The following is a 22,799-nucleotide window of genomic DNA, read 5'->3' as shown; positions in this document are numbered from 1 at the left end:
CGGCCTCATGACATCCGATGTGCCGTGTTCCATGGTTCTCTCGTCGCGCTCGCTCACAGTCGCCTCCAGACCCTGCCGTCGCGGGCCATCATCTCGTCGGCCGACGGCGGCCCCCAGGTGCCGGCGGGATAGTCCTCGGGCTGGCCCTGGGTGGCCCAGAACTCCTCGATCGGGTCGAGGATCTTCCACGACAGCTCCACCTCGCGCTGGTGCGGGAAGAGCGGCGGGTCGCCGATCATCACGTCCAGCAGCAGCCGCTCGTACGCCTCGGGCGAGGACTCCATGAACGACTCGCCGTAGGCGAAGTCCATGGACACGTCCCGTACCTCCATGGCCGTGCCCGGCACCTTCGAGCCGAACCGCACGGTGATGCCCTCGTCCGGCTGCACCCTGATGACCAGGGCGTTGTGGCCGAGGATCTCGGTGTCGTCCTTGCTGAAGGGCAGGTGCGGCGCCTTCTGGAAGACGACGGCCACCTCGGTGACGCGGCGGCCGAGCCGCTTGCCCGTGCGCAGGTAGAACGGCACGCCCGCCCAGCGCCTGTTGGCGATCTCCAGCTTGATGGCCGCGTAGGTCTCGGTCACGGAGTCGGCGGGGATGCCCTCCTCGTCCAGGTAGCCGACGACCTTCTCGCCGCCCTGCCAGCCCGCCGCGTACTTGCCTCGCGCGGTGTTCAGCGACAGGTCGGCGGGCAGCCGCACCGCCTTGAGCACCTTCTCCTTCTCCCTGCGCAGCGCGTTGGCCTCGAAGGAGGTGGGGTCCTCCATCGCGACCAGCGCGAGCAGCTGGAGCAGGTGGTTCTGGATCACGTCGCGGGCCGCGCCGATGCCGTCGTAGTAGCCCGCGCGCCCGGCCAGGCCGATGTCCTCGGCCATGGTGATCTGCACGTGGTCGACGTAGCTGCGGTTCCAGATCGGCTCGTAGAGGTTGTTGGCGAACCTCAGCGCCATGATGTTCTGGACCGTCTCCTTGCCGAGGTAGTGGTCGATCCTGAAGATCGAGCTCTCGGGGAAGGCCTCGTTGGTGATCTCGTTCAGCTCGTGCGCGCTCTGCAGGTCGTGGCCGAACGGCTTCTCGATCACCACCCGCCGCCACGAGCCCTCGGGCGCGTCGGCCAGGCCGGTGCGCTTGAGCTGCTGCACCACCGTGGGGAAGAACTTCGGCGGCACCGACAGGTAGAAGGCATAGTTGCCGCCGGTGCCCCTGGTCTGGTCGATCTCCTTCAAAGCCATCGCGAGGGCGTCGAAGGCGCCGTCGTCGGAGAACTCACCCGGCACGAAGTGGATGCCCTCGGCCAGCTGCTTCCAGACCTCCTCGCGGAAGGGCGTGCGCGCGTGCTCCTTCACCGCGTCATGCGTGAGCTGCGCGAAGTCCTGGTTGGCCCAGTCGCGGCGGGCGAATCCGACCAGCGAGAAACCGGGCGGCAGCAGCCCCCTGTTGCCCAGGTCGTAGATCGCCGGCAGCAGCTTGCGCTTGGCCAGGTCTCCCGTCACTCCGAAAAGCACCAGCACACATGGTCCCGCCACCCTGGGCAGCCGCTTGTCCCGCGGATCACGCAGCGGGTTGGCGGCGGCCGCCTCAAGTGTCGTGGCCGTCACCGCGGCGGCGGACGCCACGGCGGCGGTCTCCTCCACGGGCGCTGCCGGTTCCGTCATCTCAGACCTCCTGTGCGGCTGCGAGCAGGTGCGCGATCCCCGCTGCGCGGTCGGTCAAATGCAGTCGTACGGCGGGCCGCCCACGCCCGATGAGCGCCCGCCGGTCGCCGAGCGCCTGCGCCAGTTGCAGGCCGCCCAGCGTGTAGGGCCTGCCAGGCACCTCGACGTCGGCCGTCACGGCGCCGGTGATCTGCAGGAACACTCCGTTCGACGGGCCGCCCTTGTGGTACTGCCCGGTGGAGTGCAGGAAGCGAGGGCCCCAGCCGAACGTCACGGGACGCGGCGTCCTCATGGCCAGCAGCGCCCGCAGCGTCTGGGCGTCGGCCGCCATCCACGCCTCGGTCATCTGCTCGAAGTCGGGGTCCTCCGGCATGGGAGCGTCGAAGGCGGCCAGCCTGTCGAGGTACGCCATGACGGCCAGGTAGCCGTCGGAGGGCACCGCCTTGAGCAGCTCGGTGAGCACGCCCGACAGGTCGCCGGCCCGGCTCTCGCCGTAGACCTCGACGGGCCCGTCGACCAGCACGGGCTCCTCGGCGGCCGGGGGGCCGTCCAGCACGCGCGTGGTGTTGTCCTTCGACTCGGCCACGTCGGGCTGGTCGAAGGGGTTGACGCCGAGCACGAGACCGGCCAGCGCCGTGGCGTACTCCCACACCATGAACTGCGCGCCGAGCGGGCCGTCGACGCGGACGTCGCCGTCGTCGGACTCGATCGCCACCACCAGCTCGTCGCGCGCGCCCGTGGGCTCGGCGGCGACGACCGGCAGGATGCCCCTGCCCTGCTTGCCCGTGGACTCGGCGACCAGCTGCTCGATCCAGTCGGGCAGGCCGTTGATCTCGGTCAGCTGGTCTTCGAGGATGAGCTTGTCGCGCCCCGCGAGAGCGGCGCCGCCGAGCGCCGCGCCGAGCGCCAGCCCCGGGTTGCCCTCCTTCAGCGCGAGTGAGGGCAGCACCTCGGCGGCGTCGTCGAGCAGCTGCTCGATCTCGGCGCCTGCCAGCGCGCTCGGCACCAGGCCGAACGCCGACAGCGCCGAGTAGCGCCCGCCGACGTTCGGGTCGGCGAGGAAGATCGTGTAACCGGCCTCGACGGCCGCCTGCTCCAGAGGGGAGCCGGGGTCGGTGACGACGACGATCCGCTCGGCGGGGTCGATGCCGGCCGATCTGAAGGCCTGCTCGTAGATCCTGCGGTGGCTGTCGGTCTCGACCGTCGAGCCGCTCTTGCTCGACACGACCACGATCGTGCGGTCGAGACGGTCGTCGAGCGCCCGCCGCACCTGGTCGGGGTCGGTGGTGTCGAGGACGGTCAGCGCGACGTCGGCGGTGTTGCAGATGACCTCGGGCGCCAGCGAGGAGCCGCCCATGCCGGACAGGACCACGTGGTCGAGGCCCTCGGCACGGGCCCGCTCCACCAGCTTGCCGAGCTCGGGCAGCAGCTCGCGCGAGGTGCGCGGCAGATTGAGCCAGCCGAGGCGAATCGCCGCCTCGGCTTCGGCGCCGGCGCCCCACAGAGCGGGGTCGCCGGCCGCCAGGCGGGCGGGGACCCCGTCATCGGACAGCCTGCCCGCGACGGAGGCGGCGGCCTCGGCCACCCCCTCCTCGCGGTAGGTGACCTCCATCGTCAGGGAACCAGCTTCTTGCTGATGCTCTCGAGCAGCTCGTTCCACGACGCCTCGAACTTCTCCACGCCCTCGTCCTCGAGCACGCGCACGACGTCGTCGTAGTCGATGCCCGCCTCCTTGAGCGCGGCCATGGTGTTCCAGGCCTGCTCGTAGAAGGGACGGACGGTGTCGCCCGTGATGCTGCCGTGGTCGGCGGCGGCGTCGAGCGTCTTCTCCGGCATGGTGTTGACGGTGCCGGGGGCCACCAGGTCGTCGATGTACATCGTGTCGACGTAGTTGGGGTCCTTGACGCCGGTCGAGGCCCACAGCGGACGCTGCGGACGGGCCCCTGCCGCGCGCAGGCGCTGCCAGCGCTCGGAGTTCATGACGTCCTCGAAGGCCGCGTAGGCCAGGCGCGCGTTGGCCACGCCCGCCTTGCCCTTCAGCTCGGGCTTGCCCACCTTGTCGAGACGCTTGTCGATCTCGGTGTCGACGCGGCTGACGAAGAAGGAGGCCACCGACTCGATGGAGGCCAGGTTGAGACCCTTGGCCTGCGCGGCCTCGAGGCCGGCCAGCCAGGCGTCCATGACCGCGCGGTAGCGCTCCAGCGAGAAGATCAGCGTGACGTTGACGCTGATGCCCTCGGAGATCGCCTGCGTGATCGCGGGCAGGCCCTCGACCGTCGCGGGGATCTTGATGAGCAGGTTGGGCCTGTCGACCGCCCACCACAGGAAGCGGGCCTCGGCGATCGTCTTCTCGGTCTCGCGGGCCAGGCGCGGGTCCACCTCGAGGGAGACCCTGCCGTCCACGCCGCCGGTGGCGTCGTAGACGGGGCGCAGCACGTCGGCGCCCCACCTGATGTCGTAGGTGGTGATGGCCCTGACGGCCTCGCCCACGTCGACCCCGCGCACGGCGAGGTCGTGCAGCTGGGCGTCGTAGGCGTCGCCCTTGCTGAGCGCGTTGGCGAAGATCGTCGGGTTGGAGGTCACGCCCACGACGTTCTTCTCGCGGATCAGCTGCTCCAGGTTGCCGGTGCGCAGGCGCTCACGGCTGATGTCATCGAGCCAGATGGACACGCCCTGGCTGGTGAGCTTGTTCAGGTTTTCCGACATGTCTAGTTTCCCGTCGTCTCGCCCTTGTCGAACCCCAGCTTGGCGAGACTGGCCTTGGCTGCGGCCGCGACTCGCTCGGCGGTGAGGCCGAACTGCTCGTATAGCGTCTTGTATGGAGCCGATGCGCCGAAGTGCTCCAGGCTGACCACTTCGCCCGCATCTCCAACGAACTCCCGCCAGCCCAGCGCGATTCCCGCCTCGACCGCCACTCGTGCCTTGACGTCCGAGGGCAGGACCGTCGCCCGGTAAGCGGAGTCCTGCCCGTGGAACCACTCGACACACGGCATGGAGACGACGCGCGTCGGAATTCCCTGGGACTCGAGCACGTCGCGGCCGTCGAGCGCGATCTCGACCTCGCTGCCGGTGGCGATGAGGATCACCAGCGGCTGGCCGTTGGAGGCCTCGCGCAGCACGTACCCGCCCCTGGCCACGCCCTCGGCGCTGGTGCCCTCGAGGACGCGCAGGTTCTGCCTGGTCAGCGCCAGCGCCGCGGGCCTGTCGTTGTGCTCGAGCACGGTCTTCCACGCCGCCGCCGTCTCGTTGGCGTCGCCGGGGCGCACCACGTCGAGGCCGGGGATGGCGCGCAGCGCCCACAGGTGCTCGACCGGCTGGTGGGTGGGGCCGTCCTCGCCGAGGCCGATGGAGTCGTGCGTCCACACGTAGGTGACGGGCAGCTTCATCAGCGCGGCGAGCCGGACGGCAGGCCGCATGTAGTCGGAGAAGACCAGGAAGGTGCCGCCGTAGGGACGCGTGCCGCCGTGCAGGGCGATGCCGTTGAGGATCGCGCCCATGCCGTGCTCGCGGATGCCGAAGTGCAGCGTGCGGCCGTAGCGGTTACCGGGGAACTCCTTGGTCTGGAACTCCTCGGGAATGAAGGAGGGCTCGCCCTTGATCGTGGTGAGGTTCGACTCGGCCAGGTCGGCCGAGCCACCCCACAGCTCGGGCAGGAAGGGGGCGATGGCGTTGAGCACCTCACCCGAGGCCTTGCGGGTGGCCACCGAGGCGCCCACCTCGAACTCCGGCAGCGCGCTGGTCCAGTCGGCGGGCAGCTGACGCTTGGAGATGCGGTCGAACTCCGCCGCGCGCTCCTCGTTGGCCAGACGCCAGTCGGCGTAGGACTTCTCCCACTCGGCGTGCGCGGCGCGGCCGCGCTCGGCCACCTGGCGGGCGTGCTCCAGCACCTCGGCGGGCACGTCGAAGGTCTTGTCGGGGTCCTGGCCCATGACCTTCTTGGTGGCCGCGACCTCGTCGGCGCCCAGCGCGGAGCCGTGGGCCTTGCCGGTGTTCTGCTTGTTGGGAGCGGGCCAGCCGATGATCGTGCGCAGCCTGATGAACGACGGCTTGTCGGTCTCGGCGCGGGCCGCCTCGAGCGCGTCGTGCAGCGCCCTGACGTCCTCGACGTACTCGCCCGTCTGGGTCCAGTCGACGGTCTGGACGTGCCAGCCGTAGGCCTCGTAGCGCTTGACCACGTCCTCGGACAGGGCGATCTGCGTGTCGTCCTCGATGGAGATGTGGTTGGAGTCGAACACCACCGTCAGGTTGCCCAGCTTCTGGTGCCCCGCGATGGCGCTGACCTCGTGGCTGACGCCCTCCTCGATGTCGCCCTCGGAGACGAAGCACCAGATGTGGTGGTCGAAGGGGCTGGTGCCGGGCTCGGCGTCGGGGTCGAACAGGCCGCGCTCGCGGCGGGCGGCCATCGCCATGCCGACCGCGTTGCCGATGCCCTGGCCGAGCGGGCCGGTCGTCGTCTCGACGCCCACCGTGTGCCCGTGCTCGGGGTGACCCGGCGTGAGGCTGTCCCAGGTGCGCAGCCGCTTGATGTCGTCAAGGGACAGGCCGTAGCCGGACAGGTAGAGCTGGATGTACAGCGTCAGGCTGGAATGCCCGCATGACAGCACGAAGCGGTCACGGCCCGCCCACGTCGGGTCCGTGGGGTCGTGACGCATCGTGCGCTGGAAGAGCAGGTATGCGGCGGGCGCCAGGCTCATCGCGGTGCCGGGGTGGCCCGAGCCCGCCTTTTCGACCGCGTCCATCGCCAGGGCTCGGACCACGTCGACCGCCTGCTTGTCGAGGTCGGTCCATTCAAAGGTGCTCAACTGCTCGATCTCCGGAATCTAGTTGTCATGGTGGTGCTGGTGGCATTTCCCGCCCACACCGACCCTAACTGAGTAGACCTTGGTGGGGCTGACCAACCCACCCTCGGTGCCCCCATTGGCCGGACCGGCCCACCCTGCGACTACAGTTTGTTTGTTCGCAAGGACGTCTGGTGCTCGGCGTCCACGGTTCCGCTCTCTTCAGAGGTTACGCGTTGACTCCGCACACGCTGGAAGCGCCTTGACGGTGCTCACGAACAGGCAATCGCCGGCTGGGCCCCCGTCGGCCATGGCGCCCGCCGAACCGCGCTCCTTCGGCGCGGTCATCAAGGCGTACGTCGCGCTGACCAAGCCGCGGGTCATCGAGCTGCTCCTGATCACGACGTTGCCGGTGATGTTCCTCGCCGCCGACGGCCTGCCCCCGCTGTGGAGGGCGCTGTCGGTCATGGTGTTCGGCACGCTGTCGGCGGGCAGCGCCAACGCGCTCAACTGCTACATCGACCGCGACATCGACGTGAAGATGCGGCGCACCCGCAAGCGGCCGCTGGCCAGGCACCAGGTCACCCCGCGCGCCGCCCTCGTCTTCGGCGTGGTTCTGGGGATCTTGTCCGTTGTCGGCATGTGGGTGACGACGAACCTGCTCGCGGCGGCGCTCAACCTGTCGGCGATCCTGTTCTACGTCTTCGTCTACTCGATGGTGCTGAAGCGCCGCACCTCCCAGAACATCGTCTGGGGCGGCCTGGCGGGCTGCATGCCGGTCGTGATCGGCTGGTCGGGCATCACCGGCGGCCTGGACTGGACGCCTCTGGTGCTGTTCGGCGTGGTGTTCTTCTGGACGCCTCCGCACACCTGGACCCTGGCGATGCGCTACAAGGAGGACTACGCGGCCGCCTCGATCCCGATGCTGCCGGTGGTGGCCACCGAGCGCAGGGTGGTGCTGGAGTCCATCGCCTACACCTGGGCCACGGTCGCCTGCTCGCTGCTGCTGTGGCCGGTCGCGGACACGACGCTGCTCTACCCGATCGTCGCCGCGGTGCTCGGCGCGTTCTGCCTGATCGAGGTCTACCGGCTGCTCGGCAGGCTCAACGCGGGCAAGAGCGGTGTCGATCTTCGTCCCATGCGCTTCTTCCACTGGTCGAACGCCTATCTGGCGCTGCTGTTCCTCGCGGTCGCGATTGATCCGCTGCTGGCCTGACCTGCTCTCGAAGTGGGAAGGACAGCTTCATGGCGATCCGTTACAGTCACGGTATGAAGACCCGTGATCCACGCTGGGTGTTCAAGGACCGGCCGTCCTTCGCGTTGATCGCGGGCCTGGTGCTGGCGGGCATCTGCGCTCTGGTTTCGTTCTCCTTCGACGTGCTCAACGGCGCGCCTGTGCAGTTCTTCATCGCCCTCACCCTGGCGCTGGCCCCCGTGCCGCTGCTGCTGGCCGCCGTGCTGGCGCTCGACCGCATGGAGCCGGAGCCGCGCAGCAACCTGGTCTTCGCCTTCGCGTGGGGCGCGGGCATCGCCGTGCTGGTGGCGGGCATCGTCAACTCGCTCAACCTGCAGTACATCACCGACACCGTGGGCCTGTCGGCCGCCACCGCGCGCAACATCGCCGCCACCTTCGGCGCTCCCGTGGTCGAGGAGACGATGAAGGGCCTGGTGCTGCTCGGGCTGCTCAGGTTCCGCCGCGCCGAGCTCGACGGGCCGACCGACGGCATCATCTACGCCAGCATGGTCGGCCTCGGCTTCGCCATGACCGAGAACGTCAGCTACTACATCGCCGCCCAGGACCAGTTCGGCGTGCAGGGCCTGGCGGTGACCGTCGTGCTGCGCGGCATCCTGTCGCCCTTCGCCCATCCGCTGTTCACCTCGATGATGGGCGTGGCCGTCGCCTACGCCGCCAGACGCTCGGGCTCCGACAGGGCCCTCATCATCCTGGCGGGCTGGATCGCCGCGATGCTGCTGCACGGCATGTGGAACGGCCTGGCCTCCTACGGCGGCTTCGCCGGCCTGGTGATCGCCTATCTGGTCCTGCTCATGGTGCTGTTCGTGCTCATCGGCGTGGTCCTGCGCGACAGGCGGCGCATCGTCGCCCTGCTCCAGCGCTACCTGCCGCCCTACGAGCCGACGAGGCTGGTCGACGCGGCCGACATCTTCATGCTGTCGGCGCTGTCGCGACGCAGGCAGGCCAGGCAGTGGGCCAAGGCGCACGGCGGCAAGGAGGGGGTGCGGGCGATGAGCGACTACCAGCTCGCCGCCACCGAGCTCGGCCTCCTGCACGAGCGGGCCGCCCGTCACATCGTCGACGACCAGACCTTCCATGAGGAGCAGAGGGCGCTGCTCGAGTGCATGAGCGCGGCCAGGGCCCGCTTCCCCGTGCCGCGTCAGCACGCCCGTGCCGCCGCCCACGGCACCCCGCCGCCCGGCTACGCGCCGGGAGCGCCGTCGCCCACCACCGAGGGCCACTGGCCGGTCTGAGGCCCGGAGAGGCTGTCGGCCGTCCGCCGCTTCATCGGCCTGCCTGGGCCCGCAGGAGGGAGGTCTCCCTCGGCCCCGGGAAGACCGGATCGGCGCCGAGCACCACGTCGCCCAGCGCCTTGGCCGAGGCCACGAACTCCCGCGCGGCGAAGACGTAGGTGGCGGCCGCCCACTGCCTGGCGGAGTCGTCGCCGACGCCGAAGGTCCGCAGCCCCGCCGTACGGCACAGCGTCACCGCCCTCGGCAGGTGGAAGGCCTGCGTGACCACGGTGACGTCGTCGGCGCCGAAGACGTCGCGGGCCCGCACGCAGGAGTCCCAGGTGTCGAAGCCCGCGTAGTCGCGGACGATCACCGCGTCGGGCACCCCCTTGGCCAGCAGGTAGTCGCGCATGGCCGAGGGCTCGTCGTAGTCCTTCCTGCTGTTGTCGCCCGACAGGAGCAGGGCCTTGACCTTGCCGGCCCGGTAGAGGCCCGCGGCGATGTCGAGGCGCCTGGCCAGCATCGGGCTCGGCTGCCCGGCGAACAGGCCGGCGCCGAGGACCAGCGCGGTGCCCGAGGCGGGCACCCTGGACAGCCACCCAGGCGTGTCCGCCACGACGCGGTGGTTCTCGCTCCCGATCCACGCCCAGGTCAGCGGGGCGATGGCCAGCACGCTCACCGCCACGGCGCCCTGGTAGGCGCGGCGCATCGCCGTACGGGTGATGCGGGTAAGGGGGACGAATCGCATGAAACGTGCACCTCGCGCTGGTGGGGGAGTGGCCGACATATCGTGCCATACTCCCCGCTTCGGGAGGCGGGTGATCAGTGGGGGAGGGGGACGGCGGCCGCGGACGCCCCTTGGGCCTCGGCGGGCACCTCGTCGCGGACCCGCAGGCTGGTGACCACCCGCAGGGCGCCGATCCACACCACCGTGGCGCCCAGGACGTGCAGGCCGACCAGGAACGCCGGCACGGCCAGGAAGTACTGGGTGTAGCCGATCACGCCCTGGGCCAGCTCGATCACCAGCAGCCCCACCGCCGCCGCGCGGGCCGGCTTGGGTGCGCCGGTCACGTGCAGCGCGAACAGCAGCGCGAAGGTGAGGCCGACCACCACGTAGACGATGTCGGCGTGCAGCCGCGCCACGGTCTCGATGTCGAAGTCGAAGCGGGAGGCCAGCGCGTCGCCGGAGTGCGGCCCCGTGCCGGTCACCACCACGCCCGCGACCAGCAGGACGGCCACCGCGGCCAGGAGCACGTGGCCCAGGCGGCGGATGTCGCGGTGCACGACGGCTCTGGCGGGGCCGTCGCCCTCGCGCGAGCGTGCGTAGAGCAGCCAGCAGGCCGCCGTCAGGCCGATGGAGATGAGGAAGTGCATGCTGACCGTGACGGGGTTGAGCGCGCTGCGCACCACCAGGCCGCCCCACAGCGCCTGGGCGACGACGCCCGCGGGCTGCACCCAGGCCAGGCGGACCAGGTCGCGGCGGCGCGGCGCCATCCGGATCGCGGTGAGCACGCAGATCATGGCCACGGCCAGCACCAGGAAGGTGAGCAGCCGGTTGCCGAACTCGATGCCCATGTTGACCCAGCTGTGCTCGGGATGCGCGACTGGGACGAAGCTGTCGGGCGTGCACCTGGGCCAGGTCGGGCAGCCCAGCCCCGATCCTGTGACTCGCACCGCCGCGCCGGTGACGGTGATGCCCGCGTTGGCGATCACGGACAACAGGGCCCACAGGCTCATCGAACGCGGGGTAGGCGGCCAGAAGGATTTCACGTCTTCGATGGTAGGGGGCGGGGTGCGTGGTCCTTCCACCGGTCGCCGGCCCCGCGGCGGGGGTAGTTCCCGGCAGGGGGTTTCACACGAGCGACGGTATGTGACATATTACTGCGAGGAGGTGGAGGAGACGCGATGTCCGACGTGATCGTCATCGGCGCAGGCGTCGTAGGCGCGGCATGCGCCTACTACGCGGCGGCCGCGGGCCTGGACGTGACGGTGCTCGACCGCGGCCCCGTGGCGGGCGGGACCACGGGCGCGGGCGAGGGCAACGTCCTGGTGTCCGACAAGGAACCGGGGCCCGAGCTCGACCTGGCGCTGCTGTCCAACCGCCTCTGGCGCGAGCTGGCCGAGCACGGCGGGTTCGAGTACGAGCCCAAGGGCGGCCTGGTCGTCGCCGAGACAGGAGAGGTCCAGCGGCAGCTGGTGGAGCTGGCGGGCAAGCAGGGCGTGGAGCACACGGTCGTCCCCGACACCGAGCTGCACGGCTACGAGCCCCACTTGGCCGACGGCCTCGCGGGCGGCGTCTTCTACCCGCAGGACGCCCAGGTGCAGCCCATGCTCGCGGCCGCGAGGCTCCTCAGGCACGGCGCCGACAGCTTCGGCCACGGCGCGCTGCGCCTGCGGACCGGCGTCACGGTCACCGGCTTCGTCCGCAGCGGCGAGCGGGTGACGGGGGTGCGCACCGACCATGGCGACATCCTCGCCGACGCCGTGGTCAACGCGGCGGGCACCTGGGGCGGGCAGGTCGCCGCCCTGGCGGGCGTCGAGCTGCCGATCCTGCCGAGACGCGGCTTCATCCTGGTCACCGAGCCGCTCAGGGAGCCGCTGATCAGGCACAAGGTCTACACCGCCGCCTACGTGACGAACGTGGCGAGCGACTCGGCCGACCTGGAGACCTCGGCGGTCGTCGAGGGCACCCCGGCGGGCAGCGTGCTCATCGGCGCCAGCAGGGAGCGGGTCGGCTTCGACAGGACGACCTCGATCCCGGTGCTGCGCAGGCTGGCCGCGCAGGCCACCGCGCTGTTCCCCGTGCTGAGGAACAGGCGCGTGATCAGGTCCTACTGCGGCTTCAGGCCGTACTGCCCCGACCATCTGCCGGTGATCGGTCCCGACCCGCGCGCCCCCGGACTGCTGCACGCCTGCGGGCACGAGGGCGCGGGCATCGGCCTGGCGCCCGCCACCGGCCACCTGCTGGCCCAGCTGCTGTCGGGGGAGCGCACCGCCCTCGACCTGGCCCCCTTCAGCCCAGGGAGGTTCGCGTGAGTTTCGAGATCACCGTGGACGGCAGGCCGGTGCCCGTCGTGCAGGGGCAGAGCGTGGGCGCGGCCCTGCACGCGGCGGGCATCACCTCGTGGCGCTCGACCAGGCGCGAGGGAAGGCCACGCGGCCTGTTCTGCGGCATCGGCGTCTGCTTCGACTGCCTGGTCACCGTCAACGGCCGTGAGTCCCAGCGCGCGTGCCTGGTGCCGGCCAGCCCCGGAGACGAGGTGACCACCTCGTGACCGGCTACGACCTCGTCGTCGTCGGCGGCGGCCCCGCGGGGGTGGCGGGCGCGCTGAGCGCCGCCCAGGCGGGGCTGCGCGTGGCCCTCGTCGACGCGGGCCCTCGCCTGGGCGGACAGTACTTCAGGCACCGCGCGGGCAGCCTGCCGTCGGGGCGCGGCGCCGACCGCTTCGTCCGGCAGTGCCGCGCCCTCAGGACCAGGGCCGAGCTCCTGCTCGACCACAAGGTCTGGGCCGTGGAGCAGGGCGAGGACTCCGTCACCGTCCACGTCATGGCCGGACAGGAGGAGCGCCCCTTCACCCTCGCCTGCCGATCGCTGCTGATCGCCACCGGCGCGCACGACAGGCCGCTGCCCTTCCCTGGATGGGACCTGCCCGGCGTGCTCACGGCGGGCGGCGCGCAGGCCCTGCTCAAGGGCGAGGGCGTGCCGGCCGGGCGGCGGGTCGTCGTCTCGGGCACGGGCCCCTTCCTGCTGCCCGTCGCCGCGGGGCTGGCGAAGGCCGGGGTCTCGGTGGCGGGGGTCTTCGAGGCCAACGGCCCGCTCGGCCTGGCCCGCCACCCCCTGCTGGCCGCGGGCAAGGCCGGTGAGGCGCTGGGCTACGGCGCCGCGCTGGCCGGGCACCGCGTGCCGTACAGGACGCGCCACGCGGTCGTGGCGGCCCACGGCTCCTCGCGCGTCACCCATGTGACCGTCGCCCGCCTCGACGCCGAGTGGAGGGTGCTGTCGTCGCGCACGGTGGAGTGCGACGCCGTCGCGGTCGGCTACGGATTCGTCCCGCAGATCGACCTGGCCGTCCAGCTGGGCTGCGCCACCACGCACTCGGCCGACGGCAGCCCCGTCGTGGACGTGGACGAGGGGCAGCGCACCAGCGTGGCCTCGGTCTACGCCGCGGGCGAGCCCACCGGCGTCGGCGGCGCGGAGCTGGCCGAGCTCGAGGGCAGGACCGCGGGCCTGACTATCGCCCACGACCTCGCCTCGGGCGAGGGCGGCGACCCCGTTCCCGGTGTCCTGCGCAGGAGGGGAGAGCGCCTGCGCGCCTTCGCCCGAGCGCTGCAGGAGGCCTACCCCGTCCAGCCGGGCTGGCAGGACTGGCTGCACGACGACACCCTTGTCTGCCGCTGCGAGGAGGTGCCGGTGAGCAGGATCCGTGAAGCCATGGACCTGGGCGCCACCGACGCGCGCTCGATCAAACTGCTCGCCCGCCCAGGAATGGGCTGGTGCCAGGGCAGGATCTGCGGTTACGCGGTGTCCTGCCTGGCCGGCGAGCGCCCCCAAGCCCCCCGGCGCCCCATAGCCCAGCCGATCACCCTCGGCTGTCTTGAGAGGATCGAAGATGAGCAACCGCATTGAGCCGTGGCAGGGAATCATGGTCGCTACGGCCCTTCCCCTGCGCGAGGACCTGTCGGCCGATTTCGAGGCCTTCGCCGAGCACTGCCGATGGCTGGTCGAACAGGGCTGTGACGGCGTGGCCGTGAACGGCTCGCTCGGTGAGTACCAGACGCTCAGCCAGGAGGAGCGGGCCAAGGTCGTCGAGACGGCGGTGGCGGCCGTGGGCGGGCGCAACGTGATGGCGGGCGTCGGCGCGTACGGCTCCGCCGAGTCGCGCCGCTGGGCCGAGCAGGCCCGCGACGCCGGCTGCGCGTCCGTCATGCTGCTGCCGCCCAACTCCTACAGGGCCGACGAGAGGACCGTGATCGACCACTACAGGGAGGTGGCCAAGGCCGGCCTGCCGATCGTGGCCTACAACAACCCCTATGACACCAAGGTCGACCTGACCCCCTCGCTGCTGGCCAGGCTGTTCGACGAGGGTTTGATCGTCGCGGTGAAGGAGTTCACCGGCGACGTGCGAAGGGCCTACGAGATCGCCGAGCTCGCCCCCGGGCTCGACGTGCTCATCGGCACCGACGACGTGGTCCTCGAACTGGCGCTGGCGGGGGCCAAGGGGTGGGTCGCGGGGTTCCCCAACTCCCTGCCCGCCTCGACCGTGGCCCTCTACCACGCCGCCATGGCGCACGACCTGGAGAGCGCGCTGCCGCTGTACCGCGCGCTGCACCCGCTGCTGCGCTGGGACGCCAGGACCGAGTTCGTCCAGGCCATCAAGCTGTCCATGGACCTGGCGGGCAGGTACGGCGGGCCGTGCAGGCCGCCGAGGCTCCCCCTGACCGACGAGCACGCGACGGCGGTGCGGGCCGCGACGGAGAAGGTGCTGGCGGAGGGTCTCAGATGAGGACCAGCCGCGTCTTCCACGCCGTCGACTCCCATACCGAGGGCATGCCCACCAGGGTCATCACCGGCGGCGTCGGCGTCATCCCCGGCAACAGCATGGCCGAGCGGCGGATCTACTTCCGCGAGCACTTCGACCACATCAAGCAGCTGCTGATGAACGAGCCGCGCGGGCACGCGGCCATGAGCGGGGTCATCCTGCAGCCGCCCACCCGCCCCGACGCCGACTGGGGCGTGCTGTTCATCGAGGTCTCCGGTTACCTGCCGATGTGCGGTCACGGCACGATCGGGGTGGCCACCGTCCTGGTGGAGACCGGGATGGTCGAGGTCGTCGAGCCGGTGACCACCGTCCGTCTCGAGGTGCCGGCGGGGCTGGTCGTGGTGGACGTGGCGGTCAAGGACGGCGTGGCGCAGTCGGTGACGCTGCGCAACGTGCCCGCCTACAGCGACAGGCTGGACGCGGTGGTGGAGGTGCCGGGGTTCGGCCGGATCCGCTACGACCTGGCCTACGGCGGCAACTTCTACGCCATCGTCGACCTCGACGACTACAAGCTGCCCTTCGACAGGGCGGCCAAGAACGAGATCCTCGCCGCGGGGCTGGCCACCATGGCCGCCGTCAACGCCACCGACGAGCCCGTCCATCCCGAGGACGAGCGGATCCGCGGCTGCCACCACGTGTACTTCACCGCGCCCGGCTCGACCGCCGGGCACTCCAGGCACGCGATGGCGATCTACCCCGGCTGGTTCGACCGCTCCCCGTGCGGGACGGGGACCAGCGCCCGCATGGCCCAGCTGCACGCCAGGGGAGAGCTGGCGCTGGGCGCGGACTTCGTCAACGAGTCCTTCATCGGGACCAGGTTCGTGGGCCGCCTGGTGGAGGAGACCAGCGTGGGCGGCCGTACGGCGGTCGTGCCCACGATCACGGGAAGGGCGTGGATCACCGGGACCGCGCAGTACTTCCTCGACCCACAGGACCCGTTCCCCGAGGGCTTCGTCCTCTGACGGATCACCACCGCACGGTGGTCGTTTCGGGCTGTCCGAAATATCGGGGAGGTCACGGTTGCAACCGGGACCTCCCTTGACGCTTCAGGTACGTGTTAGGACCCTAACGGTCTGATATCGGAGCTTGACCGGCCACCGGCACATCGGTGTGATGTCACACATCACTCACGTGAGGAGAGTCACATGCGCTCAACGCAAGTCGCCTCCCTGGTGGCGGCCGCCATGCTGCTGGCGGGATGCGGTCAGGGTCTGCTCGGCGACGGTGGAGCCGCCCAGCAGGACGACAAGGCCCCCATCCGTCTCGGCATGCTGGTCCCCCAGTCCGGCAGCGAGGCCGCCATCGGCCCGTACATGACCAACGCCGCGCAGCTCGCGGTGGAGGAGATCAACGCCAAGGGCGGCGTCCTCGGCCGCCAGCTCGAGCTCAAGGCCGCCGACGACGCCTGTGACGCGCAGACGGCCGTGGCCGCGGCCAACAAGGTGGTCACCGAGGGTGTCCACGTCTCCATCGGCGGCTACTGCTCGGGTGCCACGCTGCCCACGCTGCCGGTGTTCGGCAAGGCGAACATACCCATGATCATCCCGGCGGCCAACTCGCAGGAGCTGGTCGACCAGAAGCTGAAGCACGTCTTCCTGATCAACGGCACCGGCACCCAGCAGGCGGAGTCGGCCACCAAGTGGATCACCAAGCAGGGCGCCACCAAGGTCGCGCTCATGCACGACAACACCAGCTACTCCAAGGACATCGCGGTCCGCACCCAGCCGCTGCTGGGCGACAAGGTGGTCATCACCGAGGCCGTCACGCCCAAGGAGAGCGACTACAGCGCCAACATCGCCAACGTCCTGGACAAGAAGGCCGACTTCGTCTACTGGACGGGCTACTTCCAGGAGGGCGGCCTGATCATCAGGCAGCTGCGCCAGGCCGGGTACAAGGGCGCGATCATGGTCGCCGACGGCTCGGTCTCTCCCAAGCTCGGTGAGATCGCCGGCGACGAGGCCGAGGGGGTCTTCGCCACCATGACCCCGATCCCCGACACCCTGCCCGACGCCAAGGGCTGGATCGACTCCTACACCAAGAAGTTCGGCTCCGCCCCCGGGCCCTACTCCAACCAGGCCTACGACGCCGTGCGGCTGGCCGCGGAGGCGATCACCAAGGCGGGCTCCACCGACGGCGCCAAGGTCATCTCCGCGCTCGAGGGGATCGACGGGTTCGCGATGTTCTCCGGTCCGCTGAAGTTCACCCCCGAGCACACGCTGTCGGCGGGCGGCTTCCAGATCCTGGTGTGGAAGGGCGACAAGTTCGCCCTGCAGGATGCCCTGTCATGACACAGCTCGTCTGGAACGGCCTGTTCGTCGGGTCGTTCTACGCCCTCGTGGCGCTCGGCTACAGCATGGTCTACGGCATCATCAAGCTGCTCAACTTCGCCCACGGCGACCTCTACATGCTCGGCGCGTTCAGCGGCTTCGCCGTCCTGTCCGCGCTGGGCGGGGTCTCCGCGGCGATGACGCTGCCCGTGCTGATGGCGGTCCTGCTGCTGACCATGGTCAGCACGGGGCTGGCGGGCGTGGTGCTCGAGCGGGTGGCCTACCGCCCGCTGCGCGGCGCGCCCCGCCTGTCACTGCTGATCACCGCCGTCGGCGCCTCCTTCGCCATCGAGTACGGCATGCGCGCCGCCACGGGCCCCGACCCCAGGGTCTATCCCGTACGGCTCAGCGGCACCTCCATCGAGGTGTTCGGCGCCAGGCTCACCCTCCAGCAGCTCGCGCTGATCGGGGTGGCCCTCGTCCTCATGGTCGGCCTCAACCTCCTGGTCACCAGGACCCGTGAGGGCAGGGCCATGCGGGCGATCGCGCTCGACCCGCGCACCAGCGCGCTCATGGGCATCGACGTCAACGCGGTGATCTCCAGGACCTTCTTCCTCGGCTCGGCGCTCGCGGGCGCGGCCGGCGTGATGGCCGGCGCCTACTACGGGAAGATCGACTTCCTGATGGGCTTCCTCATCGGGCTGAAGGCCTTCACCGCGGCCGTCATCGGCGGCATCGGCAACATCCCCGGCACCATGCTGGGCGGCCTCGTGCTGGGCCTGCTGGAGTCGTTCGGCACCTACTGGCTGGGCGGCGAGTGGCGGGACGTGTTCGCCTTCGGCGTGCTGATCCTGTTCCTGACCGTGAGACCGACGGGTCTGCTCGGCGAGCGTGTGACGGAGCGGGTGTGAACGAGACGACCAAAGCCCCCGAGGCCCCTCGCAAGATCGGCGCCCAGCGCCCGCAGACCAGGCTGTCCAAGCTGTTCGACAACCGCTGGGTCGGCCTGGTGGGCCTGCTGATCGCGCTGCTCGTGCCTTTCGTCAACGCCAGCAACTACACGATGTCCATCATGACCACGGCGGCCGTCTTCGTGATGCTGGCCTCGGGCCTGAACATCGTGGTCGGCTTCACCGGCCTGCTCGACCTGGGGTACGCCGCCTTCTTCGCAGTGGGCGCCTACACCAGCGGCATCCTGGCGACCCGATTCGACCTGCCGCTGGTCGCCACCGTACCCGCCGTCATCGTGGTCACGGTCATCGCGGGCGTCATCATCGGCGCGCCGACACTGCGGCTGCGCAGCGACTACCTGGCCATCGTCACGCTGGGCTTCGGCGAGATCATCCGCATCACCGCCAACAACCTGCCCGTCACGGGCGGCCCCTCTGGTATCTACGGCATCCCCGGTCTGACCGACAGCCCGGTGAGCCTGTACTTCGTCACGGTGGTGATCGTCGCGATCGCCGTGATCGGCGCCTCCCGCCTGGGCAGGTCACGGCTCGGCCGGGCCATGCGGTTCGTGCGCGAGGACGAGGACGCCGCCGAGGCGACCGGCGTGCACACCTACCGGGTCAAGCTGGCCGCCTACATCGCGGGCGCGGTGTGGGGCGGGCTGGCGGGCGTCCTCTTCGCCGGCCAGGTATCGGCCATCTCGCCCAACAGCTTCACCTTCCTGTACTCGGCGACGGTCCTGATGGCCGTGGTGCTCGGCGGAATGGGCTCGGTGCCCGGCGTCGTGCTCGGCGCCATCATCATCAGCCTGCTGCCCGAACTGCTGCGTGACGCCGCCGACTACCGGTTCTTCATCTTCGGTGTACTCCTGATCATCGTGATGATCGTCCGGCCGCAGGGTCTGTGGCCCGCCCGTTCGAAGGAGGCCCTCAAGTGACACTCCTCCAGGTGAGCGAGCTGCGCCTGACCTTCGGCGGCCTGGTGGCCATCGACGGGCTCAGCTTCTCGGTGAACGAGGCCGAGATCGTCTCGGTCATCGGCCCGAACGGCGCGGGCAAGACCTCCGCCTTCAACTGCGTCACCGGCTTCTACAAGCCCACGGGTGGCACGATCACCTTCGAAGGCACCTCACTGCTGGGCATGCGGCCCTCGGCCGTGGCGGGGGTCGGCATCAGCCGTACCTTCCAGAACCTGCGGCTGTTCGGCGAGCTGTCGGTGCTCGACAACGTCCGCGCGGGCAGCCACCTGTGGCTGAAGCAGAGCGTCTTCGACGCGTTGCTGCACACCCCGCGCTACCGCAGGTCCGAGCGCGAGTGCACCGACGAGGCCAACCACTGGCTCGACTTCGTCGGCCTGCGGGGCGACCGCTACTCGGCGGCACGCAACCTGCCCTACGGCGAGCAGCGCCGCGTCGAGATCGCCCGCGCGCTGGCCCGCAAGCCGCGCCTGCTGCTGCTCGACGAGCCCGCCGCGGGACTCAACCACACCGAGAAGGCCGAGATGCTCGACCTGATCAGGCGCATCCGCGACCTCGGCATCGCGATCGTGCTGATCGAGCACGACATGGGCCTGGTCATGCAGGTCTCCGAACGCATCGTGGTGCTCAACTTCGGCAAGGAGATCGCCGACGGCCGCCCAGAAGAGGTGCGCCGCGACCCCGCCGTCATCGAGGCCTACCTGGGGAGCGACGCCCATGCTTGAGATCAGCGGCCTCGACGTCCACTACGACGGCGTGCACGCGCTGCGCGGCCTGTCGCTGACCGTCGGCCAGGGCGAGATCGTCGCCCTGCTCGGCAACAACGGCGCGGGCAAGACCACCACCATGTCGGCGACCTCGGGCCTGGTGCGGCCCAGCGGCGGCAAGGTCCTCTTCGAGGGCGAGGACATCACCGGCCTGGCCGCGCACAAGATCACCAGCCGCGGGCTCGTCCACTGCCCCGAGGGCCGCCGGATCTTCAGCACCCTGAGCGTGCACGACAACCTGCTGCTCGGCGGCTACCTCGTGCGCGACCAGGCGGAGATCAAGCGCCGCATCGACCACGTCTACGGCCTGCTGCCCCGCCTGGCCGAGCGCCGCGCCCAGCAGGGCGGCACGCTGTCGGGCGGCGAGCAGCAGATGCTCGCCATCGGCCGCGCGATGGTCACGGGCCCCCGCCTGCTGCTGCTCGACGAGCCCTCCATGGGCCTGGCGCCGCTCGTCGTCGCCCAGGTCATGGAGCTCATCGCGGACATCAACGCCTCGGGCACCGCGGTGCTGCTTGTCGAGCAGAACGCCTCGGCGGCGCTGAAGATCGCCCACAGGGGATACGTCCTGGAGAACGGGGTCGGCACCCTGTCGGGGACGGGCGAGGAACTCCGCTCCGACCCCCGGGTCGTCGAGGCCTACCTGGGAGGGTCATGATCCAGACGATCGACTACCACACCGGCGGAGAGCCGTTCAGGGTCGTGGTCGGCGGGGCGCCCGAGATCGGGGGCGCCTCCGTCCTGGAGCGCAGGAGCACGGCCGCGGGCAGCGAGGAGGTCGACCGCGTGCGGCGGCTGCTGTGCCACGAGCCGCGCGGGCACGCCGACATGTACGGCTGCTTCCTCGTCCCTCCCGACGACGAGAGTGCCGACCTGGGCGTGCTGTTCTGGCACAAGGACGGCTACTCCACCGCCTGCGGGCACGGCACGATCGCGCTCGGCGTCCACGCCGTGCGCGAGGGGCTGGTCGAGGCCGACCCCGACGGCGTCACGGACGTGGTGATCGACGTCCCCTCCGGCAGGGTGACCGCGAGGGTGCTCATGAAGGGCGGCCGGATCACCTCGGTCACCTTCAGGAACGTCCCCTCCTACGTGCTCGCCCGCTCGGTGCCCGCGGGCGGGAGCCAGGTCGACGTGTCGTACGGCGGGGCCATCTACGCCTCGCTGCCCGCCGCCTCCCTCGGACTGTCGGTACGGCCCGAGCACCTCACCGCGCTGATCGAGCACGGACGGCGGATCAAGGCGGAGCTGGCGGGACATCCGGCCGCGCGGCATCCCACCGACGAGCGCCTGTCGGGGATCTACGGAGTGATCTTCTACGACGTGCTCGGGCCCGCCCACCAGCGCAACGTGACCGTCTTCGCCGACGGCGAGGTGGACAGGTCGCCGTGCGGCTCGGGGACGGCCGCGCGGCTGGCGCTGCTGGCCGACGAGTTGCCCGAGGGGTTCACGCTCACCCACGACAGCATCGTGGGCTCCTCGTTCAAGGCCTGGGTCGCCGAGACCACGGCGGAAGGCGTGATTCCCGAGATCGAGGGCATGGCCTACCGTACGGGGCGCCACAGCTTCGAACTCGATCCACACGATCCGATCGGGACGGGGTTCACGCTGCGATGAGCCGCCTCGCGAGCATGTCGGTCGGGGCCGGATCCGCGCCTCTGGTCCCGACCGGCCCCCTCCTGCCGGCCGTCGAGCGGACCGCGTCGTGAGCGGCCTGCCGTACATCGGGGGCCTGGAAGGGCTGGTGCCCGTGTCACGCGCCGTCGCGGTCCTGGAGGAGACGCTGGCCTCGGGCTTCGACCCCGAGCAGGCCCAGGCGCGCACGGCCGCGCCCGCGGGGCGGGGCGAGTTCCTGCTCATGCCCGCGGCCGCCGGACGTTACGCGGGCGTCAAGGTGGTCAGCGTCGCCCCTGGCAACCCGGCTCGGGGGCTGCCCCGCATCCAGGGCGCCTACCTGCTGTTCGACGGCGACAGCCTGGCCCCGCTCGCCGTCATGGACGGCCTGGCCCTCACCTCGCTGCGCACTCCCGCGCTGTCCGCCCTGGCCGTCAGGCACCTCGCGCTCCCGGCCGCCTCGCGGCTGCTGGTGTTCGGCACGGGACCGCAGGCATGGGGGCACGTGCTGGCCCTGCGCGAGGTCCGCCCGCTGGAGCGGGTCACCGTGGTGGGGCGCGACCCCGGCAGGACCGCCGCCTTCGCGGACCGCTGCCGCGCGCTGGGCCTGGCGGCCGAGGCGCTGCACCCTGAGCCGGCGTCCACCGGTGCCGCCTCCCGTGGCCTCGGCGACCTGGTCGCCTCGGCCGTCGGGAAAGCGGACCTGATCGCCTGCTGTACCACCTCCAGAACCCCCCTCTTCCCCGGTAGGCTCACCCGCGACAGCGCCACCGTCGTCGCCGTCGGATCGCACGAGCCCGACGCCAGGGAGATCGATGACGATCTCGTCACCCGCGCCACCGTCGTCGTGGAGGCCCGCGGGACGGCATTGTCCGAGGCGGGGGATGTGGTCATTCCCCTGCGCGGCGGTACGATCACCAGTGGTCATCTCGCCGGCAACCTGGCCGACCTGGTCACCGGCCGCGTCACCCTCGGTGAGGGGCCGCGGGTCTTCAAGAGTGTCGGCATGGCGTGGGAGGACCTCGTGGTGGCGGCGGCCGCCTACGAGGCGTGGACCCGACAGGAGGGCCCCGTGAGCGGGCCCGGCACCGTAGACGGACGAAAGTAGGGAAGCCGGGATGGCTGCGGACGATCGGCTCGACCTTCCGGTCGTGGGCGAACGGCAGAGCCTGCGCGAGCAGGTCGCACACGCACTGCGCGCCGCGCTCGTCACGGGCGAGATGCGGCCCGGCGTGGTCTACTCGGCCCCCGTGCTGGCCGCCCAGTTCGGCGTCTCGGCCACCCCTGTCCGCGAGGCCATGCTCGACCTGGCCAAGGAGGGCCTGGTCGAGGCGGTGCGCAACAAGGGGTTCAGAGTCACCGAGCTGTCCGACCGCGACCTCGACGAGCTGACCGAGATCCGCCAGCTGATCGAGGTGCCGACCATCGCCAGGCTCGCCGACTCCTCACGCGCGCAGGAGTTCGAGCTCCTGAGGCCCGTCGCCCAGGAGATCGTCGACGCCGCGGAGCGCGCCGACCTGCTCGCCTACGTCGACGCCGACCTGCGCTTCCACGTCGAGCTGCTGGCGTTGTCGGGCAACGCCCACCTGGTGGACGTGGTGCGCGACCTGCGCAACAGAGCGAGGCTGTACGGCCTGTCGCAGCTGTCGGAGCGCGGCACCCTGACCGACTCGGCGCGCGAGCATCTCGAACTGCTCGACGCGCTCAAGGCGGGCGACAGGAGCGCGGCCGAGCGCATCATGGGCGAGCACATCCACCACGTGCGCGACATCTGGGCCGAGTAGC

The 22,799-nt window shown here is 70.8% G+C and carries 21 protein-coding genes; 15 read left to right on the top strand and 6 right to left on the bottom strand.

The window, feature by feature from the left end:
- Positions 1–53: 53 nt before the first annotated feature.
- The 4 genes from zwf to tkt are packed head-to-tail and all read right to left on the bottom strand — an operon-like array spanning position 54 to position 6,457.
- Entirely contained in the window at positions 54–1,655 is a 1,602-nt protein-coding gene (zwf, locus tag FHR33_RS46255; RefSeq protein WP_246453721.1) for a glucose-6-phosphate dehydrogenase, read from the bottom strand.
- A gap of 1 nt (position 1,656) precedes the next feature.
- Positions 1,657–3,267: a phosphoglucose isomerase-related protein gene (locus tag FHR33_RS46250; protein WP_183661963.1), complete on the bottom strand. Its 1,611-nt coding sequence runs from the start codon at positions 3,265–3,267 to the stop codon at positions 1,657–1,659.
- Positions 3,268–3,269: 2 nt separating this feature from the next.
- Complete coding sequence (gene tal / locus FHR33_RS46245; RefSeq protein ID WP_183661961.1) at positions 3,270–4,361, bottom strand: transaldolase; 1,092 nt, start codon at positions 4,359–4,361, stop codon at positions 3,270–3,272.
- 2 nt (positions 4,362–4,363) lie between these two features.
- On the bottom strand, positions 4,364–6,457 hold the full coding sequence (gene tkt, locus FHR33_RS46240) for a transketolase (RefSeq protein WP_221242568.1): 2,094 nt from the start codon (positions 6,455–6,457) through the stop codon (positions 4,364–4,366).
- Between the two features lie 286 nt (positions 6,458–6,743).
- Between tkt and FHR33_RS46235 the strand changes: the two genes are divergently transcribed.
- Positions 6,744–7,649 carry a heme o synthase gene (locus FHR33_RS46235; RefSeq protein WP_183661953.1) on the top strand — a complete coding sequence of 302 codons (906 nt, stop codon included), beginning with the start codon at positions 6,744–6,746 and terminating at the stop codon, positions 7,647–7,649.
- 53 nt (positions 7,650–7,702) lie between these two features.
- Positions 7,703–8,920 (top strand): PrsW family intramembrane metalloprotease, encoded by a 1,218-nt coding sequence (locus FHR33_RS46230; RefSeq protein WP_183661951.1) that lies wholly within the window; start codon positions 7,703–7,705, stop codon positions 8,918–8,920.
- A gap of 31 nt (positions 8,921–8,951) precedes the next feature.
- On the opposite strand, the gene FHR33_RS46225 is transcribed toward FHR33_RS46230, so the two are convergent.
- A complete protein-coding gene (locus FHR33_RS46225) occupies positions 8,952–9,647 on the bottom strand; it encodes a SanA/YdcF family protein (protein WP_246453720.1) in 696 nt (231 codons plus the stop codon).
- 74 nt (positions 9,648–9,721) lie between these two features.
- Positions 9,722–10,636 (bottom strand): COX15/CtaA family protein, encoded by a 915-nt coding sequence (locus FHR33_RS46220; RefSeq protein WP_183661948.1) that lies wholly within the window; start codon positions 10,634–10,636, stop codon positions 9,722–9,724.
- A gap of 168 nt (positions 10,637–10,804) precedes the next feature.
- On the opposite strand from FHR33_RS46220, the gene FHR33_RS46215 reads away from it, so the two are divergent.
- From FHR33_RS46215 to FHR33_RS46155, 13 genes are all read left to right on the top strand, one after another.
- On the top strand, positions 10,805–11,935 hold the full coding sequence (locus FHR33_RS46215) for an NAD(P)/FAD-dependent oxidoreductase (RefSeq protein ID WP_183661946.1): 1,131 nt from the start codon (positions 10,805–10,807) through the stop codon (positions 11,933–11,935).
- On the top strand, positions 11,932–12,174 hold the full coding sequence (locus FHR33_RS51340; RefSeq protein WP_183661944.1) for a (2Fe-2S)-binding protein: 243 nt from the start codon (positions 11,932–11,934) through the stop codon (positions 12,172–12,174). Before FHR33_RS46215 ends, FHR33_RS51340 begins: the two co-directional genes overlap by 4 nt.
- A complete protein-coding gene (locus tag FHR33_RS53055; RefSeq protein ID WP_183661942.1) occupies positions 12,171–13,526 on the top strand; it encodes an FAD/NAD(P)-dependent oxidoreductase in 1,356 nt (451 codons plus the stop codon). Before FHR33_RS51340 ends, FHR33_RS53055 begins: the two co-directional genes overlap by 4 nt.
- Positions 13,510–14,403 carry a dihydrodipicolinate synthase family protein gene (locus FHR33_RS46200; RefSeq protein WP_183661940.1) on the top strand — a complete coding sequence of 298 codons (894 nt, stop codon included), beginning with the start codon at positions 13,510–13,512 and terminating at the stop codon, positions 14,401–14,403. The genes FHR33_RS53055 and FHR33_RS46200 overlap by 17 nt, the downstream gene beginning before the upstream one ends.
- Complete coding sequence (locus FHR33_RS46195; RefSeq protein WP_183661939.1) at positions 14,400–15,401, top strand: proline racemase family protein; 1,002 nt, start codon at positions 14,400–14,402, stop codon at positions 15,399–15,401. Before FHR33_RS46200 ends, FHR33_RS46195 begins: the two co-directional genes overlap by 4 nt.
- A 183-nt stretch (positions 15,402–15,584) precedes the next feature.
- A complete protein-coding gene (locus FHR33_RS46190) occupies positions 15,585–16,727 on the top strand; it encodes a branched-chain amino acid ABC transporter substrate-binding protein (RefSeq protein ID WP_183661937.1) in 1,143 nt (380 codons plus the stop codon).
- A complete protein-coding gene (locus FHR33_RS46185; RefSeq protein WP_183661935.1) occupies positions 16,724–17,617 on the top strand; it encodes a branched-chain amino acid ABC transporter permease in 894 nt (297 codons plus the stop codon). The genes FHR33_RS46190 and FHR33_RS46185 overlap by 4 nt, the downstream gene beginning before the upstream one ends.
- Positions 17,614–18,594 (top strand): branched-chain amino acid ABC transporter permease, encoded by a 981-nt coding sequence (locus FHR33_RS46180; RefSeq protein WP_183661933.1) that lies wholly within the window; start codon positions 17,614–17,616, stop codon positions 18,592–18,594. The genes FHR33_RS46185 and FHR33_RS46180 overlap by 4 nt, the downstream gene beginning before the upstream one ends.
- Positions 18,591–19,358 carry an ABC transporter ATP-binding protein gene (locus FHR33_RS46175; RefSeq protein WP_183661931.1) on the top strand — a complete coding sequence of 256 codons (768 nt, stop codon included), beginning with the start codon at positions 18,591–18,593 and terminating at the stop codon, positions 19,356–19,358. Before FHR33_RS46180 ends, FHR33_RS46175 begins: the two co-directional genes overlap by 4 nt.
- Positions 19,351–20,058: an ABC transporter ATP-binding protein gene (locus FHR33_RS46170; RefSeq protein WP_183661929.1), complete on the top strand. Its 708-nt coding sequence runs from the start codon at positions 19,351–19,353 to the stop codon at positions 20,056–20,058. The genes FHR33_RS46175 and FHR33_RS46170 overlap by 8 nt, the downstream gene beginning before the upstream one ends.
- Positions 20,055–21,017 carry a proline racemase family protein gene (locus tag FHR33_RS46165; protein ID WP_183661927.1) on the top strand — a complete coding sequence of 321 codons (963 nt, stop codon included), beginning with the start codon at positions 20,055–20,057 and terminating at the stop codon, positions 21,015–21,017. Before FHR33_RS46170 ends, FHR33_RS46165 begins: the two co-directional genes overlap by 4 nt.
- Positions 21,018–21,105: 88 nt before the next feature.
- Positions 21,106–22,122, top strand: coding sequence for an ornithine cyclodeaminase family protein (locus tag FHR33_RS46160; RefSeq protein ID WP_183661925.1), 1,017 nt, complete (start codon positions 21,106–21,108; stop codon positions 22,120–22,122).
- A gap of 10 nt (positions 22,123–22,132) precedes the next feature.
- Positions 22,133–22,798 (top strand): GntR family transcriptional regulator, encoded by a 666-nt coding sequence (locus tag FHR33_RS46155; protein ID WP_183661923.1) that lies wholly within the window; start codon positions 22,133–22,135, stop codon positions 22,796–22,798.
- Position 22,799: the final 1 nt, after the last annotated feature.

Source organism: Nonomuraea dietziae (assembly GCF_014195505.1).
Classification (GTDB): Bacteria; Actinomycetota; Actinomycetes; order Streptosporangiales; family Streptosporangiaceae; genus Nonomuraea; species Nonomuraea roseola.
Note: the sequence above shows the minus strand (reverse complement) of the source record. Positions and strands in the feature narration are given on the sequence as shown.

What these genes read in the sequence shown, in the direction of transcription:
- zwf (WP_246453721.1), bottom strand. Translation starts at nt 1,655, where the DNA reads ATGACGGAACCGGCAGCGCCCGTGGAGGAGACCGCCGCCGTGGCGTCC.
- FHR33_RS46250 (WP_183661963.1), bottom strand. Translation starts at nt 3,267, where the DNA reads ATGGAGGTCACCTACCGCGAGGAGGGGGTGGCCGAGGCCGCCGCCTCC.
- tal (WP_183661961.1), bottom strand. Translation starts at nt 4,361, where the DNA reads ATGTCGGAAAACCTGAACAAGCTCACCAGCCAGGGCGTGTCCATCTGG.
- FHR33_RS46235 (WP_183661953.1), top strand. Translation starts at nt 6,744, where the DNA reads ATGGCGCCCGCCGAACCGCGCTCCTTCGGCGCGGTCATCAAGGCGTAC.
- FHR33_RS46230 (WP_183661951.1), top strand. Translation starts at nt 7,703, where the DNA reads ATGAAGACCCGTGATCCACGCTGGGTGTTCAAGGACCGGCCGTCCTTC.
- FHR33_RS46225 (WP_246453720.1), bottom strand. Translation starts at nt 9,647, where the DNA reads ATGCGATTCGTCCCCCTTACCCGCATCACCCGTACGGCGATGCGCCGC.
- FHR33_RS46220 (WP_183661948.1), bottom strand. Translation starts at nt 10,636, where the DNA reads ATGAGCCTGTGGGCCCTGTTGTCCGTGATCGCCAACGCGGGCATCACC.
- FHR33_RS46215 (WP_183661946.1), top strand. Translation starts at nt 10,805, where the DNA reads ATGTCCGACGTGATCGTCATCGGCGCAGGCGTCGTAGGCGCGGCATGC.
- FHR33_RS46200 (WP_183661940.1), top strand. Translation starts at nt 13,510, where the DNA reads ATGAGCAACCGCATTGAGCCGTGGCAGGGAATCATGGTCGCTACGGCC.
- FHR33_RS46195 (WP_183661939.1), top strand. Translation starts at nt 14,400, where the DNA reads ATGAGGACCAGCCGCGTCTTCCACGCCGTCGACTCCCATACCGAGGGC.
- FHR33_RS46190 (WP_183661937.1), top strand. Translation starts at nt 15,585, where the DNA reads ATGCGCTCAACGCAAGTCGCCTCCCTGGTGGCGGCCGCCATGCTGCTG.
- FHR33_RS46185 (WP_183661935.1), top strand. Translation starts at nt 16,724, where the DNA reads ATGACACAGCTCGTCTGGAACGGCCTGTTCGTCGGGTCGTTCTACGCC.
- FHR33_RS46170 (WP_183661929.1), top strand. Translation starts at nt 19,351, where the DNA reads ATGCTTGAGATCAGCGGCCTCGACGTCCACTACGACGGCGTGCACGCG.
- FHR33_RS46165 (WP_183661927.1), top strand. Translation starts at nt 20,055, where the DNA reads ATGATCCAGACGATCGACTACCACACCGGCGGAGAGCCGTTCAGGGTC.
- FHR33_RS46155 (WP_183661923.1), top strand. Translation starts at nt 22,133, where the DNA reads ATGGCTGCGGACGATCGGCTCGACCTTCCGGTCGTGGGCGAACGGCAG.